This window comes from Streptomyces sp. NPDC039736, assembly GCF_055596485.1.
The window spans coordinates 216,468-235,258 of sequence record NZ_JBVIUQ010000009.1 but is presented as its reverse complement, the minus strand read 5'-3'; the positions used below and the strand labels follow the sequence as shown (position 1 = coordinate 235,258).

Annotated in this window: 12 protein-coding genes and 1 riboswitch; of the genes, 5 read left to right on the top strand and 7 right to left on the bottom strand. The window is 75.1% G+C overall.

The genetic code is table 11. The features are described 5' to 3' along the window. Nucleotides 1-552: 552 nt before the first annotated feature. The gene (locus ACZ56L_RS27220; RefSeq protein WP_471066937.1) at nt 553-1,719 is read right to left on the bottom strand and encodes a cobalt-precorrin-5B (C(1))-methyltransferase; all 1,167 of its coding nucleotides are present in this window, start codon (nt 1,717-1,719) and stop codon (nt 553-555) included. 20 nt (nt 1,720-1,739) lie between these two features. On the opposite strand from ACZ56L_RS27220, the gene ACZ56L_RS27215 reads away from it, so the two are divergent. Next, nucleotides 1,740-2,489: a cobalt-precorrin-6A reductase gene (locus ACZ56L_RS27215; protein WP_471066935.1), complete on the top strand. Its 750-nt coding sequence runs from the start codon at nt 1,740-1,742 to the stop codon at nt 2,487-2,489. 46 nt (nt 2,490-2,535) lie between these two features. On the opposite strand, the gene ACZ56L_RS27210 is transcribed toward ACZ56L_RS27215, so the two are convergent. The 3 genes from ACZ56L_RS27210 to cobG form a co-directional block, all read right to left on the bottom strand. Continuing rightward, complete coding sequence (locus ACZ56L_RS27210) at nt 2,536-4,062, bottom strand: precorrin-2 C(20)-methyltransferase (protein ID WP_471066933.1); 1,527 nt, start codon at nt 4,060-4,062, stop codon at nt 2,536-2,538. Further along, nucleotides 4,059-4,685 carry a precorrin-8X methylmutase gene (locus tag ACZ56L_RS27205; RefSeq protein WP_345226743.1) on the bottom strand — a complete coding sequence of 209 codons (627 nt, stop codon included), beginning with the start codon at nt 4,683-4,685 and terminating at the stop codon, nt 4,059-4,061. The genes ACZ56L_RS27210 and ACZ56L_RS27205 overlap by 4 nt, the downstream gene beginning before the upstream one ends. 69 nt (nt 4,686-4,754) lie before the next feature. Then, nucleotides 4,755-6,086, bottom strand: a complete 1,332-nt coding sequence (cobG, locus tag ACZ56L_RS27200) for a precorrin-3B synthase (RefSeq protein WP_471066931.1) — start codon at nt 6,084-6,086, stop codon at nt 4,755-4,757. Between the two features lie 100 nt (nt 6,087-6,186). Beyond that, a riboswitch (cobalamin riboswitch) is annotated at nt 6,187-6,312 on the top strand. A 66-nt stretch (nt 6,313-6,378) separates the two neighbouring features. Between cobG and cobN the strand changes: the two genes are divergently transcribed. Beyond that, nucleotides 6,379-9,978, top strand: coding sequence for a cobaltochelatase subunit CobN (gene cobN / locus ACZ56L_RS27195; RefSeq protein ID WP_471066929.1), 3,600 nt, complete (start codon nt 6,379-6,381; stop codon nt 9,976-9,978). A 576-nt stretch (nt 9,979-10,554) separates the two neighbouring features. Further along, nucleotides 10,555-12,165, top strand: coding sequence for a flavin-containing monooxygenase (locus tag ACZ56L_RS27190; protein WP_471066927.1), 1,611 nt, complete (start codon nt 10,555-10,557; stop codon nt 12,163-12,165). A 55-nt stretch (nt 12,166-12,220) separates the two neighbouring features. Here ACZ56L_RS27190 and ACZ56L_RS27185 read toward each other — a convergent pair whose 3' ends face one another. The 3 genes from ACZ56L_RS27185 to ACZ56L_RS27175 form a co-directional block, all read right to left on the bottom strand. Continuing rightward, complete coding sequence (locus ACZ56L_RS27185) at nt 12,221-13,144, bottom strand: alpha/beta hydrolase (protein ID WP_468690402.1); 924 nt, start codon at nt 13,142-13,144, stop codon at nt 12,221-12,223. Beyond that, a complete protein-coding gene (locus ACZ56L_RS27180; RefSeq protein ID WP_471066924.1) occupies nt 13,141-14,781 on the bottom strand; it encodes a FadD3 family acyl-CoA ligase in 1,641 nt (546 codons plus the stop codon). Before ACZ56L_RS27180 ends, ACZ56L_RS27185 begins: the two co-directional genes overlap by 4 nt. Before the next feature lie 280 nt (nt 14,782-15,061). Continuing rightward, nucleotides 15,062-16,387: an MFS transporter gene (locus ACZ56L_RS27175; RefSeq protein WP_401761520.1), complete on the bottom strand. Its 1,326-nt coding sequence runs from the start codon at nt 16,385-16,387 to the stop codon at nt 15,062-15,064. A gap of 410 nt (nt 16,388-16,797) precedes the next feature. Here ACZ56L_RS27175 and ACZ56L_RS27170 point away from each other — a divergent pair, with 410 nt between their 5' ends. Continuing rightward, nucleotides 16,798-17,943 carry a hypothetical protein gene (locus ACZ56L_RS27170; RefSeq protein ID WP_471066922.1) on the top strand — a complete coding sequence of 382 codons (1,146 nt, stop codon included), beginning with the start codon at nt 16,798-16,800 and terminating at the stop codon, nt 17,941-17,943. Nucleotides 17,944-18,098: 155 nt separating this feature from the next. Next, nucleotides 18,099-18,791: a phosphatase PAP2 family protein gene (locus ACZ56L_RS27165; RefSeq protein WP_471067042.1), complete on the top strand. Its 693-nt coding sequence runs from the start codon at nt 18,099-18,101 to the stop codon at nt 18,789-18,791.

Sequence of the window (18,791 nt, the reverse complement as noted above, 5' to 3'; positions counted from 1 at the left end):
AATTCCGCTTGTGGGCGCGGAGGTTGTAGGAGGTCCATGCCGCCGTGCGAGGCTTACCGCGCGCGGAACCGCGGGACCGCGGCGCGCACCCGGGGAGGGGGGCCGGCCGCGCGGGGCGAATTCACGCGGGCACACACCGGCCACGGCGACCGGGCGCGGGATCACCCCCGCGCGTTCCCGAAGGTGAACCCCTGTCCCGCCCGTACCGCGCCGCACGCCGGTGGCGGGGGCCCGTGCGGCGGCGACGCCCCGGACGGGGTCGGCCTCTGCGGGGTCCGGAGGCGAAAGCCCTTTCCGTCGCCATCATTGGCCGGAAGAGACTGTGGCCGCCGGGGGCAGCGGTTCGTCCAGGTGGGCGGACAGTCCCGGCCGCCGGAGCAGGAGGGCGCGGACCCGGCGCCGGGGCTGACGGGAAGGCCCAGGACCGGCCCACGGTCATGCCTCCCGCCGCGCCTGCCTTCCCCCGCGCAGGCTCACGCGCCCCCGCCGCGCATGCTCGGCCCCGCCCGTTCAGCGCACCCCCCGCCGCGCGCGCCCTTCCCCCACCCGCGCTCAGCGCACGTCGCTGCGTCCCACGACCGTTCCCGCCCGGTCGATGCAGATCACGTCCACCGCCACCGGCGCGCCCCGCAGCACCGCCAACGCCTCGTCCCGTGCCGCCACCGCCACCAGGTCCCCCAGCGGCACCCCCCGCGCCTGGCAGAGCTGGAGCGCCGCCAGTCCCGTGTTGGCCGCGGCCACCTCCGCCGCCAGCCCGGCGTCCGCGCCGCCCCGCAGGGCCAGTTCCGCCAGGAACCCCTTGTCGACCTGCGAGCGTGCCGAGTGCAGGTCCAGATGCCCTGCCGCCAGCTTCGACAGCTTGGCGAAGCCTCCGCACACCGTCAGCCGGTCCACCGGATGCCGCCGCACGTACTTCAGGACGGCCCCCGCGAAGTCCCCCATGTCCAGCAGGGCGATCTCCGGCAGGCCGTACTCGGCGACGACGGTCTTCTCCGACGTCGACCCCGTGCACCCCGCCACATGCGTGTGCCCGGCGGCCCGTGCCACGTCCACGCCCCGCCGGATCGAGTCGATCCACGCCGAGCAGGAGTACGGCACGACGATCCCCGTCGTACCGAGAATGGACAGGCCCCCCAGGATCCCCAGCCGGGGGTTCCACGTGGAGCGGGCGATCTCCTCGCCGTCGTCCACCGACACGGTGACCTCCACGTCACCGGTTCCGCCGTGCGCGGCGGCCACCGCCGCCACGTGCTCGCGGATCATCTGCCGGGGCACCGGATTGACCGCCGGTTCGCCCACCTCCAGCGGCAGTCCGGGCAGCGTCACCGTGCCGACTCCGGGGCCGGCCCGGAAGACGACCCCCGAGCCCGGCGGCAGCCGCCGCACCGTCACCCGTACCAGCGCACCGTGCGTGACGTCCGGATCGTCGCCCGCGTCCTTGACCACCCCGGCCATCGCGGTGCCCTCGCCCAGCTCCTCCACGGCGAGCGCGAAGGCGGGCGTCTGGCCGCGCGGCAGGGTGACCGTCACCGGGTCGGGGAACTCGCCGCTCAGCAGCGCCGTGTACGCGGCCGTGGCGGCCGCCGTGGCGCAGGCCCCGGTCGTCCAGCCGGGCCGCAGGCCGGTGTGCTTGAGTTGGGCGGTGCGCCCGCCCTCGGCACCGGAAGTTCCGGAAGTTCCGGCGACGGCGGACGCGCCGCTCTCGTTCTTCTCGCTCATGTCACCCATGGATGGACCCGATGCACATACTCGTCCTCGGCGGTACGACGGAGGCCCGCCGCCTCGCGGAACTGCTGGTGGCCGCAGAGCCCGCCGCACGGGTGACCAGCTCCCTCGCCGGCCGGGTGAACAGCCCGAGGCTCCCCCCGGGGGAGGTGCGCGTCGGCGGTTTCGGCGGAGCCGACGGACTGGCCGCGTGGCTGCGTACCCACGAGGTGGACGTACTCATCGACGCCACCCATCCTTTCGCCGAGACGATCAGTTTCAACGCGGCCGCCGCCGCCGCGCAGACCCATGTTCCCCTGCTGGCGCTCCGCCGGCCCGGCTGGACGGCGGCCGACGGCGACCGCTGGCACCCGGTCGGCTCACTGGCCGGGGCGGCACAGGCACTGCCCGCGCTGGGGGAGCGGGTCTTCCTGACCACCGGGCGGATGGGCCTGGCCGCGTTCGCCGCGCTGGACGCGCAGTGGTTCCTGACGCGGTCGGTCGACGCGCCCGAGGCCCCGCACCCGGCCCGGATGGAGGTCCTGCTGGAGCGCGGCCCCTTCACCCTGGACGGCGAGCGGGACCTGATCCGCCGCCACCGCATCGACGTCCTCGTCACCAAGGACAGCGGGGGAGCGGCCACCGCCCCGAAGCTGACCGCCGCCCGGGAAGCCGGCATTCCGGTGGTCGTGGTGCGCCGCCCGCCCGTGCCGGAGGGGGTGCCGGTGGCCGGCACCCCGGAAGCGGCGGCCGCCTGGCTGGCGGGTCACCGCCTCCGGAACTGAGCGGCCGGGCCTCCGGACACGCCGCGGCGTGTCCGGAACCGGCGGCTCACACCTCCGGATACCGCCGCGGCGTCCAGACCACCTGCTCGCCGCCGGAGCCCCGCCGCACCCACCGCGTCTGCGAGGACCCGACCAGCAGGATGGTCCGCATGTCGACCTCCTCCGGCACCAGGTCGCCGAGCCGCACCGTGCGCACGCTCTCCGCCGGACCGCCCACGTCCCGCCCGAGCACCACCGGGGTGTCCGGCGAACGGTGCTCCAGCAGCAGGTCCTTGGCCTTGCCCACCTGCCAGGTCCGGCTGCGCGAGCCCGGGTTGTACAGCGCCAGCACCAGGTCCGCCGACACCGCCGCCCGCAGCCGCTCCGCGATGACCTCCCACGGCTTCAGCCGGTCCGACAGCGAGATCGTCGCGTAGTCGTGCCCCAGCGGCGCACCGGCCCGGGCGGCCGCCGCGTTGGCGGCCGTCACGCCCGGCAGGACCCGTACCGGAACCTCCGCGTACTCCTCCTGCGACGCGACCTCCAGGACCGCCGTGGCCATGGCGAACACCCCCGGGTCGCCGCCCGACACCACGGCCACCCGACGCCCGCGACGGGCCAGGTCCAGCGCGAACTCGGCGCGCTCCGACTCGACCTTGTTGTCGGAGCCGTGCCGCACCTGGCCCGGCCGCACCGGCACCCGGTCCAGATACGTCGTGTACCCGACCAGGTCGTCGGCGGCGGCCAGCGCGCCGCGCGTCTCGGGCGTCAGCCACAGCGGCCCGGCCGGGCCGGTGCCGACCACGACGACCTCGCCGTCACCCGCGCTGGGTTCCACCGGCTGCGCGGTGTGCGCCGAACCGATCCGGCTCGGCAGCACGGCGACCGCGAAGTAGGGCACCGAGCCGGCGTCCACGTCCGCCAGGTCGCCGGTGCGCTCGCCGTCCATGGTCGCGCGCTCGACGTAGCGGGCCTCGGCCAGCCGCCCCGACGCCTCGAACGCGCCGCGCACGGCCGGGAACGTGCGCCCCAGCTTCATCACCACCGCCGTGTCCGTGGCGGCGAGCCGTGCCGTCAGCTCCTCCTCGGGCAGCGTGCCTGGCAGGATCGTCAGCACCTCCTCGCCCTCCACGAGCGGGGTGCCCAGCCGGGCGGCGGCGGCGCTCACCGACGTGACCCCGGGGATCACCTCGGTGGGGAAGCGGTCCGCGAGCCGCTTGTGCATGTGCATGTACGAGCCGTAGAAGAGCGGGTCGCCCTCCGCGAGCACCGCGACGGTGCGCCCGGCCTCCAGGTGCGTGGCCAGCCGGGCCGCGGCCTGTTCGTAGAACTCCTCCATGGCCGCCCGGTAGCCGCCCGGGTGGTCGGTGGTCTCCGTGGTGACGGGGTAGACCAGCGGTTCCTCGATGTGGTCCGCGCGCAGGTGCTTCGCCGCGATGGACCGGGCGATCGACCGCCCGTGCCGGGCGCTGTGGTACGCCACCACGTCGGCTCCGGCGATGACCTCGACGGCGCGCACCGTCATCAGGGACGGATCGCCCGGGCCCAGCCCGACGCCGTACAGCCGTCCCGTGCTCTGCTCGCTCACGCTCACTCTTCCTCGCTGGCGATCGCGTTGAGGGCGGCGGCGGCGATCGCGCTGCCGCCGCGCCGGCCGCGCACGACCAGGTGCTCAAGACCGGAGGCGTGCGCCGCCAGGGCGTCCTTCGACTCGGCGGCGCCCACGAACCCGACCGGCACGCCGATGACGGCCGCCGGACGCGGCGCACCCGCCTCGATCATCTCCAGCAGCCGGAACAGCGAGGTCGGCGCGTTGCCGACGGCGACGACGGAGCCCTCCAGACGGTCCCGCCACAGCTCCATGGCGGCGGCACTGCGCGTCGTCCCCAGCTCCTTCGCCAGGTCCGGCACCGAGGGGTCCGACAGGGTGCACACCACGTCGTTGCCGGCGGGCAGCCGCTTGCGGGTGACCCCGCTGGCGACCATCTGCACGTCGCACAGGATCGGCGCACCGGCGCGCAGCGCGGCCCGGGCGTCGGCCACCACGTTCGGGCTGAAGCCGATGTCGCGCACGAGGTCGACCATGCCGCAGGCGTGGATCATGCGGACCGCGACCTGGCTGACGTCGGCGGGCAGGCCCGCCAGATCCGCCTCGGCGCGGATCGTGGCGAAGGACTGGCGGTAGATCGCCGGTCCGTCCTTCTCGTACTGGTGCACTGTGCTGTCGCTCTCTTCTGCGGACGGTCTGCGGACGGGCATGGGGAAAAGACGGAGTACCGGGGTGGATCAGCCGCGGGCGGCGGCCACGGCGGCGGGCAGCGACCGGTCCGTGACCACGACGGGGGCGGTGCGGGACGCACCGCGCACGACGGACACCTCGTGCCCCTCGGCGGTGGCCACGACGTCGACCCGGTCGCCGTGCGGGTGCCCGCACCGGCGCGCGCAGCCCGACCAGTAGACAGGAAGCGTTCCCACGGGGCCCACGGCGGCCCCCGCCAGGGCCCGCACGTCGGACAGCGACTTCGCGCAGCCGGGCCGTCCGATGCACGCCCCGACGCCGCTCCAGGGCGAGCCGGGGCCGGTGACCAGCCCGGCGCGGCCCAGGGCGTCGAGCAGCGCGGCGGCCCGCCCGGGGGCGACCCCCGGCACGACGACCCCGCGCCACGGCGTCAGGCGCAGCGTGCCGTCTCCCTGGCTGCGCGCGGTGTCGGCCAGCAGCCGCCACTGTGCGGCGGCGACACGTCCCAGGGGCACCCCCACCGACAGTGCCGCCGCACCGGGCGCACCCCCGGTGACGACGCCGAACCCGGGCGCGGCGGCCTCGCGCGGCCGTGCCGGTGCCGGGGTGCGGGCCGCACCCGCCAGGACCGCGCCCGGTGTCCGCGCAGGGGCGGCAGCCAGCTTCCGCGCCACCTGTGCCAGCAGGACGTCCGGGCCCGCCGGCAGCTCGGCGACCCGCCAGGTGCCCGCGTCCGGCGCACTGTCCAGAAAGGTTTCGGCAGCCACCAGGGCCGCACGGGCCGCCCACGCGCCCGGGACGCGCACCGCGTCGGCGGCAGCGCCGACACGCAGCAGCGCGTCACCGTCACCCTGCGCGAGCAGCGTCACGTCCGCCCCGAGCGCGTCCACGTCACCACGCCCGTCGTCCAGCGCGAACAGGAACCGGCCGGACAGGGCGACGGCCCGCCCGCTCGCGCACAGGAGCGCGTCCAACTCCGCCAGCCACGGCCCCACATCGGCGTTCCCCCGGCCGTCCAGGCCCGACAGCGGCGACGCCACCAGGTTGCGCACCCGCTCGTGCCGCGCGGACGGCAGCAGCCCCGACTCGCCGAGCCGCCGCGCGAGTTCACCGCCGCAGTCGGCGGGCAGCGCACGCAGTTGCGCGTTGCCCCGGGAAGTGAGGTGAATGTCACCCTCGCCGAGCTCCCCGGCCAACTTCCCGAGCACGTCGGCCTGCTCCGCGGTCAGGACGCCGCCGGGCAGCCGCACCCGCGCCAGCGCTCCGTCGTCCGCGCGGTGCAGCCGCAGGGACCCGGGGCACGCGTCACCACGGGTGCGCGCGGAGTTCGCACCGGAGGCCGACGGCGAAGAGGGGGACGGGGGCATGGCGGCGAGCATACCGACCCGAGGCCGACTCCTGTTCGACCGCCGGGTGCCGGGGCCTTGACCGGTACGCCTAATATGCCTGGTGGCGGACCCTGCGGTCCGTCGCCGTCGCCCGCCAGGGCGGCAGTCGCCACCGAAAGGCGACAGGGGAGGAAGCCCGGTGCGATTCCGGCGCGGTCCCGCCACTGTGAGCCCGGCCCCAGGCCGGGCGAGTCAGGAACTCCCTTCCGTAGCTTCTCGACCTGGTTCGAGCAGTCCGAACACCGCCCGGGGCGTGGACACCCCGAGGAAGGCCCGACGCCGCATGATCCTGCTCCTGTCGACGTCCGACACCGACCTGCTCAGCGCCCGTTCCTCGGACGGACCGGTCAGCTACCGCTACGCCAACCCCTCCCGCCTCGACCTGGCGGACCTGCCCGCCCTCCTGGAGGGCACCGACCTCGTCGTGGTGCGCCTCCTCGGCGGCGTCCGCGCCTGGCAGGAGGGTCTCGACCAGGTCCTCGCCACCGGCCGCCCCGTCGTCGTCCTCACCGGCGAACAGGCCCCCGACGCCCAGCTCATGGCCGCCTCCACCGTCCCCGTCGGCATCGCCGCCGAGGCGCACGCCTACCTGGCGCACGGCGGCCCCGCCAACCTGGAGCAGCTCGCCCGGTTCCTCTCCGACACCGTGCTGCTCACCGGCCACGGCTTCGAGTCGCCCGCGCCGGCGCCCTCCTGGGGCCCCCTGGAGCGCACCGCCCGCGAGGACGTCGAGGGCCCGACCGTCGCGGTGCTCTACTACCGCGCCCACCACATGAGCGGCAACACCGCCTTCATCGACGCCCTGTGCGGCGAGATCGAGGCGGCCGGGGCCCGCCCGCTGCCGCTGTACGTCGCGTCCCTGCGCACCCCGGAGCCGGAGCTCATCGAGGAGCTGCGCGCCGCCGACGCCATCGTCACCACCGTGCTCGCGGCCGGCGGCACCCGCCCCGCCGAGGCCTCCGCGGGCGGCGACGACGAGTCCTGGGACGCGGGCGCCCTCACCGGCCTCGACGTCCCGATCCTCCAGGCGCTGTGCCTCACCAGCCCGCGCGCCGCCTGGGAGGAGAACGACGAGGGCGTCTCCCCGCTGGACGCCGCCACCCAGATCGCCGTCCCCGAGTTCGACGGCCGCCTGATCACCGTCCCGTTCTCCTTCAAGGAGATCGACGAGGACGGCCTGCCGTCGTACGTCGCCGACCCCGAGCGCGCCGCCCGCGTCGCCGGGATCGCCGTGCGCCACGCCCGGCTGCGGCACATCCCCAACGCCGAGAAGAAGCTCGCGCTGGTCCTGTCCGCGTACCCGACCAAGCACTCCCGGATCGGCAACGCGGTCGGCCTCGACACCCCCGCCAGCGCGGTCGCCCTGCTGCGCCGCCTGCAGGAGGAGGGGTACGACTTCGGCACGCAGGAGATCCCCGGCCTGGTGTCCGGCGACGGCGACGAGCTGATCTACGCCCTCATCGAGGCCGGCGGCCACGACCAGGAGTGGCTCACCGAGGAGCAGCTCGCCCGCAACCCCGTGCGCATCCCGGCCGCCGACTACCGGCGCTGGTTCGCCACCCTGCCCGCCGAGCTGCGCGAGTCCGTGGAGCGGCACTGGGGCCCCGCCCCGGGCGAGATGTTCGTGGACCGGTCCGCCAACCCGGAGGGCGACATCGTGCTCGCCGCCCTGCGGTTCGGGAACCTCCTCGTCCTCATCCAGCCGCCGCGCGGCTTCGGCGAGAACCCGATCGCGATCTACCACGACCCGGACCTGCCGCCCTCGCACCACTACCTGGCCGCCTACCGCTGGATCGCCGCGTCCGCCGCCGACAACGGCTTCGGCGCCGACGCGATGGTCCACCTCGGCAAGCACGGCAACCTGGAGTGGCTGCCCGGCAAGAACGCGGGCCTGTCCGCCGCCTGCGGCCCCGACGCCGCCCTCGGCGACCTCCCCCTGATCTACCCGTTCCTGGTCAACGACCCGGGCGAGGGCACCCAGGCCAAGCGCCGGGTGCACGCCACCCTGATCGACCACCTGGTGCCGCCGATGGCCCGCGCCGACAGCTACGGCGACATCGCCCGCCTGGAACAACTCCTCGACGAGCACGCCCAGATCGCGGCCATGGACCCGGCGAAGCTGCCCGCGATCCGCGCCCAGATCTGGACGCTCATCCAGGCCGCGAAGCTCGACCACGACCTCGGCATCGAGAACCGGCCCGAGGACGAGGGCTTCGACGACTTCATCATGCATCTCGACGGCTGGCTCTGCGAGATCAAGGACGTCCAGATCCGCGACGGCCTGCACGTCCTCGGCGGCGCCCCCGCCGGGGAGGCCCGCGTCAACCTGGTCCTGGCGATCCTGCGCGCCCGCCAGATCTGGGGCGGCACGGCGTCGCTGCCCGGCCTGCGCGAGGCCCTCGGCCTGGACGAGTCGGCGGCGAAGCGCACCGACGCGGACACGGTCGAGGAGCAGGCCCGCGGCCTGGTCCAGGCCATGGAGGACGCGGACTGGGCCCCGGAGGCCGTGGCGGGCGTCGCCGAAGGACACCCGGCCGCCGTCGCCGACATCCTCGACTTCGCCGCCCGCGAGGTCGTGCCGCGCCTGGCCGCCACCACCGACGAACTCACCCACGCCGTCCACGGACTGAACGGCGGCTTCGTCCCGGCGGGCCCCTCCGGCTCCCCGCTGCGCGGCCTGGTCAACGTCCTGCCGACCGGCCGCAACTTCTACTCCGTCGACCCCAAGGCCGTGCCCTCCAAGCTGGCCTGGGAGACCGGCCAGGCCCTCGCGGACTCCCTCCTCCAGCGCTACCGGGCCGACAACGGCGAATGGCCGACCTCCGTGGGCCTGTCCCTCTGGGGCACCAGCGCCATGCGCACCGCCGGCGACGACATCGCCGAAGCCTTCGCGCTGCTGGGCATACGCCCCGTCTGGGACGACGCCTCGCGCCGCGTCACCGGCCTGGAGGCCATCCCCGCCGAGGAGCTGGGCCGTCCCCGCGTCGACGTCACCCTGCGCATCTCGGGCTTCTTCCGCGACGCGTTCCCGCACACCATCGGCCTGCTGGACGACGCGGTGCGCCTCGCCGCCTCGCTGGACGAGCCGGCCGAGGTCAACTACGTACGGGCGCACACCCAGGCCGACCTCGCCGAGCACGGTGACGAACGCCGCGCCACCACCCGCATCTTCGGCTCCCGCCCGGGAACGTACGGCGCGGGCCTGCTCCAGCTCATCGACTCCCGCGACTGGCGCACCGACGCCGACCTCGCCGAGGTCTACACGGTCTGGGGCGGCTACGCCTACGGCCGCGAGCTCGACGGGCGTCCGGCGCGCGAGGAGATGGAGACGGCGTACAAGCGCATCGAGGTCGCGGCGAAGAACACCGACACCCGCGAGCACGACATCGCCGACTCGGACGACTACTTCCAGTACCACGGCGGCATGGTCGCCACCGTGCGCGCCCTCAAGGGCAAGGCCCCCGAGGCGTACATCGGCGACTCCACCCGCCCGGAGACGGTCCGCACCCGCACCCTGGTCGAGGAGACCTCGCGGGTCTTCCGCGCCCGCGTCGTCAACCCCAAGTGGATCGAGGCGATGCGCCGCCACGGCTACAAGGGCGCCTTCGAGCTCGCCGCCACCGTCGACTACCTCTTCGGGTACGACGCGACGACCGGCGTGGTCGCCGACTGGATGTACGACAAGCTCACCGAGACGTACGTCCTGGACCCGACCAACCGCGAGTTCCTGAAGCAGGCCAACCCGTGGGCGCTGCACGGCATCGCGGAGCGGCTTCTGGAGGCCGAGTCGCGGGGCATGTGGGCCAAGCCGGACCCGGCGGTTCTGGACGCGCTCCGGCAGGCGTACCTGGAGACCGAGGGCGACCTGGAGGACAAGGACTAGTCCTCGCTCCTCCTTTCTCCCCACCCGACGGGGGCGACCGCATCCCCGGCCCTCCCCGCCCGACGGGGGCGACCGCATCTCCGGTCGCCCCCTCTCAAACACCGGCCTCCACCACCGCCCCGCAGGCGTCACAGCCCCCGTCGCCCCCGTCCCCTTGCGCGTCGCAGCCCCCGCTCCGCCCCCGCCCCCTTGGGCGACGGGGCCGCCCCTCGCGTGAGCGCCTGCGCCGGGCGCGCGTCCCCGCCCAGGTCGAGAGCTCAGCCCCGGCACCGGGCCAGGCAGCCCCGCCCGGCTCGGGCAGGAGAGGCCCCGGACCCGCCCCTCCACCTAAAGCGCTCGCCGCGCGGCCAGTGCACGGTTCACTGCAGATGCGTCGTGGCTGGGCGCGCAGTTCCCCGCGCCCCTGAAGGGGCGCCACTCGTGGCGGGAGCCGGGCGGGCAGGTCACCGTGCCCCGGCAGGCCCCTTCCCACTCACCGGGAAGGAGCTGGTGCGCCCCGCCCGCCCCGATGGAAGGCTCCCGTCCGTGCCGGGCCGCACCCGCCGCCGCCCCCACGGATCCGAGGAGATACCGCACGTGAGTGAGAACACCCCCGCCCCCGACACGGACGTCGTCGTCGTCGGAGCCGGCGTCACCGGCCTCTACACCGTCCACCGGCTCCGCACCCTGGGCCACCGGGTGCGCGGCTTCGACCGCGCCGCTGACGTCGGCGGCGTGTGGTACTGGAACCGCTACCCGGGCGCCCGCTGCGACGTCGAGTCCTTCGACTACTCGTACTCCTTCGACGAGGACCTCCAGCAGGAGTGGGACTGGAGCGAGAAGTACGCCACCCAGCCCGAGATCATGCGCTACCTGCACCACGTCGCCGACCGTTTCTCGCTCCGCGACGCCTACACCTTCGAAACGTCCGTGCGAAGCGCGGAGTTGGACGAGGACACCCTCACCTGGACGGTGCGCACCGACACGGGCGAGACCGTCACCAGCCGCTTCGTCGTGTTCGCGGTCGGCTGCCTCTCCAGCGCCCAGCGCCCGGACGTGCCCGGTCTCGACTCCTTCGCCGGACCCTCGTACCACACCGGCGAATGGCCGCACGAGGGCGTCGACTTCACCGGGCTGCGCGTCGGCGTCGTCGGCACCGGGTCCTCCGGCATCCAGTCGATACCGGAAATAGCCGCCCAGGCGCGGCAGTTGACGGTGTTTCAGCGCAGCCCCAACTACTCCGTCCCGGCCGGCAACGAGCCCCTCGACGACGCCCGGCGCCGGCAGGTCAAGGCCGGCTACGCCGAGCGGCGCAGGCTCGCCCGGCTCAGCGGCGGCGGCTCGCCCTTCACCACGTACCCGAAGAAGACCTTCGAGGTCGGCGAGGAGGAGCGGCGCGCCGCCTACGAGAAGCGCTGGCAGCTCGGCGGCGTCCTGTACTCCAAGACCTTCCCCGACCAGCTCGTCGACCGTGCCGCCAACGACGCCGCCCGCGCCTTCTGGGAGGAGAAGGTCCGCGCCCGCGTCGACGACCCGGCCGTCGCGGAACTGCTCGTCCCGGGCGACCACCCCATCGGCGCGAAGCGGATCGTCACCGACTCCGGCTACTTCGAGACGTACAACCAGCCCCACGTCCGCCTCGTCAGCCTGCGGTCCCGTCCGATCGAGCGCGTCGACGCGACCGGTGTGGTCCTCGCCGACGGCGAGCACATCGCCCTCGACGCCCTCGTCCACGCCACCGGCTTCGACGCGATGACCGGCTCCGTGGACCGGATCGAGGTGCGGGGAAGGGACGGCCGCACCCTCAAGGAGGCCTGGGCGGCCGGCCCGCGCACCTACCTCGGCCTCGGCACCGACGGCTTCCCCAACTTCTTCAACCTCACCGGCCCCGGCAGCCCCAGCGTCATGGTCAACGTGGTTCTCGCCGGCGAGCAGCACGGCGACTGGCTCGCCGACCTCCTGGCGTACATGGAGGCACACGGCCACCGTGCCGTCGAGGCCGCTCCCGACGCCGTCGAGGACTGGGTCCGCGAATGCCGGGACCGGGCCGGGGCGACCCTCCTCATGGAGGCCGACTCCTGGTACCTCGGCGCCAACATCCCAGGGAAGCCGCGGGTGTTCATGCCGTACGTCGGGGGCTTCAAGGTCTACCAGGAGATCATCGACGCGGTCGCGGCCGACGGCTACAAGGGGTTCCGGTTCAGCTGAGCCGGGCGGGCGCGGAGGGGGCACGGCCGCCGCCGCGTCACCTCCGCGCGTCGCCTCACCCGTGCAGCGCCCGCCGCAGCGCCGCGAAGGCCTCCGTGCGTGCCGTCAGTGCCCGGGGCAGCGCTCCCGCCATCGACAGGAACCCGTGGAACATCCCGGGCAGGTGCGCCAGCGTCACGTCCACCCCCGCGCCCGCCAGCGCGTGCGCGTACGCCCACGCGTCGTCGCACAGCGGGTCCAGACCCGCCGTCACCAGTTGCGCCGGCGGCAGGCCCGACAGGTCGGCGCGGTGCAGCGGGGCGGCGTACGGATCGGTGCGGTCCGCCGGGCGGGGCAGGTAGCAGTCCCAGTACCAGCGCAGGTGGTCGGCGGTGAGGAAGTAGCCCCGCGCGTGGCGACGGTGCGAGTCGCCGCGCCGTTGCGGGTCGAGCATCGGGTAGTACAGCGCCTGGCAGACCAGCTCCGGGCCGCCCCGGTCGAGCGCGGTCAGGGCCATGACGGCCGCCAGGTTGGCGCCCGCGCTGTCCCCGGCGACCGCGATCCGCCGACCCGCGTAGCGCCGCGCCGTCCACCGCAGCGCGGTCCAGCAGTCGTCGGGCGCGGCGGGAAAGGGGTGCTCCGGCGCGAGGCGGTAGTCGACCGAGACCACCACCGCCCCGGTCCGCACCGCCATCGCCCGGCAGAACCCGTCGTGCGAGTCGAGCCCGCACACGCAGAAGCCGCCGCCGTGCGCGAAGACCACCACGGGGGTGTCCGCCGCGCCGTCCGTCGGGTCGTACACCCGCACCCGGACCCCGTCGGCGTCCTCGTCGGCGACGTGTGCCACCTCGATGCCGGAGGGCGGGGGAGCGGGCCGGGCGGCGAGGAAGGCGCGGACCTCCGCGATGTCGGTCACCCCGGTGCCCAGGGCGGGGAAGTTCGCGGTCGCCAGCTCGATCAGCCGGCGCACCTCGGCAGTGGGTTCCACGGTCGTCGTCACACCTTCTCCGTCGGGGGCTCCCGGCGTTCCGCCAGGGCCCGCAGCTCGTTCTTGAGGACCTTGCCCGCGGCGTTGCGCGGCAGGGCGTCCACCGCCACGAACCGGCGGGGCACCTTGAAGTTGGCGAGCCGCTCGCGCGTCCACGCCGTGAGCTCCGCCGCATCCGGGAGGTCGCCGTCCGCGACGACGAACGCCACCCCGACCTCGCCGAGCCGGGCGTCCGCGGCGCCCACCACCGCCGCGTCGGACACCGCCGGATGCGTGCGCAGGGTGTTCTCCACCTCGGCGGGGTACGCGTTGAACCCGCCGACGACGTACATGTCCTTCAGCCGGTCGGTCAGCGCCAGGAAGCCGTCCTCGTCCAGGACGCCCACGTCCCCGGTGTGCAGCCAGCCGTCCGCGTCGATCGCCTCCGCCGTGGCCCGCGGATCGTCCAGGTACCCCTGGGTGACGTGGTAGCCGCGCGTGACGACCTCGCCCTGGCAGCCGGGCGGCAGCGGTGTGCCGTCCGGGGCCACGACGCGCAGCTCGACGCCCTCGATCGGTCTGCCCACGCTGCGTGCCAGCGTCTCGGCGGGGGAGTCGACCGGGCAGATCGTCACGACGCCCGTCGACTCGGTCAGCCCGTACGCGGCGAACACGTCGCGGGCGCCGAGGACCGTGCGCACGTCGTCGATCAGGCCGGCGGGGATGTTCGCGGCCCCGGTGCCCGCCAGCCGCAGCGAGGAGAGGTCGTATGCGGCGCGGCGCGGGTGGGTGATCAGCCCGTGGAAGATCGCCGGGGCGCCCGCCAGGACGCTGACGCGCTCCTCGGCGACCCGGCGCAGCGCCCGGTCCCCGTCGTACACCTCCTCGGGGACGACGGTCGCCCCGCGCAGCAGGCAGGCCACGACGCCCGCCTTGTAGCCGAAGGTGTGGAAGAAGGGGCTGATGAGGAGGTAGCGGTCGCCCTCGCGCAGGGTGACGGCCTCGGCCCAGGCGTCGAAGACCCGCACCGTCTGGTGGTGGGTGGTCAGCACGCCCTTGGGGCGGCCGGTGGTGCCCGAGGTGTACTGGATGTCGGAGAGGTCCCCGGGGCGCACGGCGGCGGCCCGCGCGGCCCGCACCTCCTCCGGGACGGCCTCGCCCGCCGCCAGATAGGCCTCCCAGCTCGTGGTGCCGTCGGCGGAGCCGGGGTCCGCGCCGCGCAGGACGACCGTGCTGCGCAGCGCGCCCAGGTCCTCGCCGGACTCCCGCAGCATGGCGACGTAGTCCGTGCCGAGGAAGCCGCGCTCGGTGAAGAGGACCGTGCACCCGCTGCGACGCACGATGTCGGCCGCCTCCGCCGCCCGGTAGCGGGTGTTGAGCGGGACCAGGACCGCGCCGACGGACACCGCCCCGAGCGCCGCCACCACCCAGGTGCGGCTGTTGGGCGCCCAGAGCGCGAACCGGTCGCCCGGCTCGATGCCGTGGGCGATCGCGGCCCGCGCGGCGGCCCGGATGCGGTCCCGCAGCGTGGTGAAGGTCCAGCGGACCTCGTCGTCGACGAGCGCCTCGCGCGCCCCGAAGGCGCGGGCGGCGACGTCGGGCAGGTCGGCGAGGGTCGTCGCGGCGGAGTACGCGACGGGCGGGGTGGGGCGGGAGGGGGCGGTGGGCATGAAGCCTCCGGCGTGCGGGAGAGGAACACGGGTGCGGAGCGGGAGCCGTGCGAGGGGACGTGGGAAGAGGGTGGGGCGGTGCCGGTGGCCATGACACCGGCCGGAACCAGCCACCGGCCAGAGCCGGTTCCCGCTGAGCGGGAGCATGCGCGCGAGGACGCCAAGGACGCCGAGGACACAAGGACGCCGAAGACGCCACGGACGCCCCGGGGGAGGGACGGGCAGGCCACGGCCCCGCGCCCGGCCGCAGTGCGGACCACGGTGCGGACCGCGGCGCTGGTCACAGCGCGTCGCCCCGCGTCTCCCGCAGCCGCCACGCGGCCAGCAGCGACGTCAGGACGCAGCCGCCCGCGAGCAGCACCAGCGGTGTGCTGCCCGGGAAGGACGCGTGCAGCGAGCTCGCCGCCAGCGGGACGAGCCCCGAGCCGACCAGCGCGGACAGCTGATAGCCCAGCGAGGCCCCCGTGTACCGCACCCCCGTCGCGAACAGCTCCGAGAGCATCGGCGCCAGCGGCGCGTACATGGCGTGCTGCACCACCATCACCGAGGCCATCCCGAGTACCAGCAGCCCCGGCTCGCCGGAATCCACCAGGACGTACACCGGTTTGACCGCCACCAGCCCGAGCACGGCCGCCCCCAGGACGACCCGCCGCCTGCCCAGCCGGTCGGAGAGGGCGGCGAAGGCGGGGATGGTGAACAGGCCGGTCACCGAGACGACCAGCAGCCCGTTCATCACCTCGCCGACCGAGTAACCGATGCCGGTCGCGTACGTCAGCATGTACGTCGTGACCAGACCGGTCAGCGCGAACGGGCCCAGCCCCACGGCCGCCGCCAGCAGCGCCGTGCGCGGCTGCCCCAGCACCGTCAGCAGCGGCATCCGCGGCGGCGGCCCGGCCTGTGCCGCCTTCGCCGCGGCCTCGCGGAACAGCGGGCTCTCGGTGACCTTGAGCCGGGTGTAGAGACCCACCGCCATCAGCACCACGCTGAACAGGAAGGGGACGCGCCAGCCCCACGCCATGAACTGCCCCGGCGTGAGCAGGGAGTTGGCCGCGGCGACCACGCCCGCCGACAGCAGGAAGCCCAGCGAGGTGCCGGACTGCATCACCCCGCTCCACGCGCCCCGGCGGCCGGGCGCCGCGTGCTCGACGACCATCAGCGTCGCGCCGCCCCACTCGCCGCCGATGGCCAGCCCCTGCACGACGCGCAGCAGCACGAGCAGCACCGGGGCGGCGATGCCGATCGCCCGGTAGTCGGGCAGCAGCCCGATCAGGGCGCTGGCCGCGCCCATCAGGACCATCGTCAGCACCAGCATCTTCTTGCGGCCCAGCCGGTCGCCGAAGTGCCCGAAGACGATCCCGCCCAGCGGACGGGCCAGATAGCCCGCGGCGAAGGTGCCGAACGCGGCGACGGTGCCTGCCGCGACGCTGGCCCCGGGGAAGAAGGCGGTGCCGAAGACGAGGGCCGCGACGGTTCCGTACAGCAGGAAGTCGTAGTACTCCACCACGGTGCCGAGCAGGCTGGAGAAGGCCACGCGGCGCATCTGCGCGGCGTCGGCGGCGGCCCCTCCGGCGGGAGGGGCGCCCGTGGGGACGGGGAAGGCCGGCATGACGCTCCTGTGGGAGTGGGCGGTGCGGAGGGAAGAGAAGGGAGGGGCGGGCGCGGGCGGCACGGCCCCTGGCGTGGAAGGGCGGGGCACGGGCGGCGCGCCCCTCGCGTGGGGACGATTGTGCGGGCGGCGGGCCGCCGCGCCACCGCTCGTCCGGACGGTTTCCCACTCAGCGGGAGCCCGTCCCGAAGTCGCCCGCCCACGGCGGGACATGCCGCGCGCGACGGCGCCGCGAAACCGGGTGACGACGGACGGGGAGGGGTAGCGGGACCGAGCCGGGGTAGGGAGCCCCGCACCACCGCCCCGGCCCCGGCCCGGCACGCGCCGCGAAGCCAGGGGCGGGGCACCGGTACCTTCCACAGGTCCACGGACCATACTGGTCGGGCCCCGACTCCTCACAGAACGACTCCATGGCGAAGAACAGCAGCACCTCGACCACCGTCCCCGACACCGCATGGCTGGGGCGCGGGCGCCACCTCGGGCCCGAGCCCGAGCAGGACGTCCGGCGCAACCTGATCGCCCTCAAGGCGGCCGGGGTGCTCGACGACTTCCTGGACCTCGACCCCGTCGAGGCGGCCCGCTCCACCGTCCTGCACCCGCGGGACGAGTCCGCCGACCCCGGCCCCGCGGCCCGCCGCCTCTTCGAGGCCCGCTGGCGGGTCGGCGACGGCGACATCACCGTGCGCGCCCAGCTCGTCACGTACGACCCCGACGGCCGCCGCAAGGAGGGCGCGGGCGTCACCTGGGTGCTCGCCGCCGAGGCCGAGGACGTGTGGGACGCGTACTGGCCGTCGCCCGCGACGATGTTCTGGCCGGACAGCGACCGCGTCCCCTGGGACCACGACACGGCCGCCGACGTGCGCCTGCGCGAGGCGAACCACCTGCCCAAGGACGACGACGACCTGCGCCACCTGCTGCGCGACTGCGCCCGGCAGAGCTGGTACGTCCACCTCCTCGTGCACGAGGCCATGACGCCGGACGCGCTGGGGCAGCGCCCGCTCACCGGCCATCTGCCGCCGAGCCTGCGCCACCGGGTGATCGAGCACCGGGCGACCCCCGAGCAGGCGCAGATCGCCGACTTCGCCGTCAAACGGGAGCTGGACGTACGGCTGCCGCGCGGCGGGGCCGTCGTGCTGCCCACCTCGCCGCCCGACGCCGCCTACACGGCGGAGGACTTCACGGTGAGCACCGTCTTCCTCGACGGCTCGATCCCCACCGAACTCCTGGAGCGGATCGGCGCGTTCGCCGCCCTCCCGCAGCCGATGTCCGCCGACGCCGAGACCGCCCTGAACCGGCTGCGCCGGGGCTGGCACCTGCTCACCCCGGACGAGGAACTCGTCCACGCCCAGCGCATGGCCGTCATGTACGCCGAGGCGCTCGACGCGATGACCACGTCCCGCGACCGCTACCAGGAGGCGGCCGAGGCGGCGCACGCGGCCCTCGCCGAGGCGACCGGCGGCACCGTCCTGCCCCGTCCGGCGGCCCCCGACGCACCCGCCTCACCGCTGGGCGCCCTCACCAAGGCCTTCGGCCGCTTCCGGGGGGCGGGCAAGTAGACCCGCCGGGCCCGCCCGGACCCGCCGGGGGAGGAGCGGCCGCGCCCGACGGCGGTTTCCGCGACCGGGGTGCGGGCAGGGTGGCCACAGGCCGTACGTCCGGCCGGACGAGAGGCCGTTCGAAAGTCCAAGTGGGCCGACTGCAGGGGGAGTTCGTGGAGCCATGGCAGCACGGGAGCGCGCGGACACCGGCCCCGGCGGCGTCCGCGGTGCTGCCGTCGGCACTGCGCGGCCGGCTCGGGGCGGTCGCGGTCCTGGCCGCGCTCGTGGTCGCCGCGCTCGGTGCGGCGTACGCCGGGGACAGCGAGCCGAGCGCGATGGACGGCTGGCTCGTCGACCCGAGAGCGGACAGCGTCGGACCGCCCTGGCGCGGTGTCGCCCTCGCCGCGGACTTCCTGGGGGAGCCCCTGGGGGCGGCCGTCCTGGTGGTGGCCGCCGTGGCGGCGTGCCTGCTGATGCGGCGGCCGCGCGCGGCGGTGCTCGTGGTGGCGGGCGCGGCCGTCGCCGTGGGGGCGGCGAAAGCGCTCAAGTACGTGGTGGGACGCACCATCCACGGGGACGGCAATCTGTCCTACCCCAGTGGGCACACCGCCTTCCTCACCGCGTTCGCGCTGGTCCTGGCGCTGCTCGCGGCGGGCCGGTGGGGGCTGGGGAGAGCGGCCGGGACGCTGCTGGTGCTCGCCGCGTCCCTGCTCGCCGGCGGGGTCATGGGGTGGGCGCAGGCCGCGCTCAGCGCGCACTACCCGACCGACGCCGTCGGCGGCTGGTGCACCGCGCTCGCGGTGGTGCCGGCGACGGCCCGGCTGGTCGACCGGGTGGCCGACGCCGGCCGGGGCGGGCGCGCCTGA

Coding starts and splice junctions, on each gene's coding strand:
- cobN (WP_471066929.1), top strand. CDS start 6,379: ATGATCCTGCTCCTGTCGACGTCCGACACCGACCTGCTCAGCGCCCGT.
- ACZ56L_RS27170 (WP_471066922.1), top strand. CDS start 16,798: ATGGCGAAGAACAGCAGCACCTCGACCACCGTCCCCGACACCGCATGG.
- ACZ56L_RS27180 (WP_471066924.1), bottom strand. CDS start 14,781: ATGCCCACCGCCCCCTCCCGCCCCACCCCGCCCGTCGCGTACTCCGCC.
- ACZ56L_RS27215 (WP_471066935.1), top strand. CDS start 1,740: ATGCACATACTCGTCCTCGGCGGTACGACGGAGGCCCGCCGCCTCGCG.
- ACZ56L_RS27220 (WP_471066937.1), bottom strand. CDS start 1,719: ATGAGCGAGAAGAACGAGAGCGGCGCGTCCGCCGTCGCCGGAACTTCC.
- cobG (WP_471066931.1), bottom strand. CDS start 6,086: ATGCTCGCCGCCATGCCCCCGTCCCCCTCTTCGCCGTCGGCCTCCGGT.
- ACZ56L_RS27175 (WP_401761520.1), bottom strand. CDS start 16,387: ATGCCGGCCTTCCCCGTCCCCACGGGCGCCCCTCCCGCCGGAGGGGCC.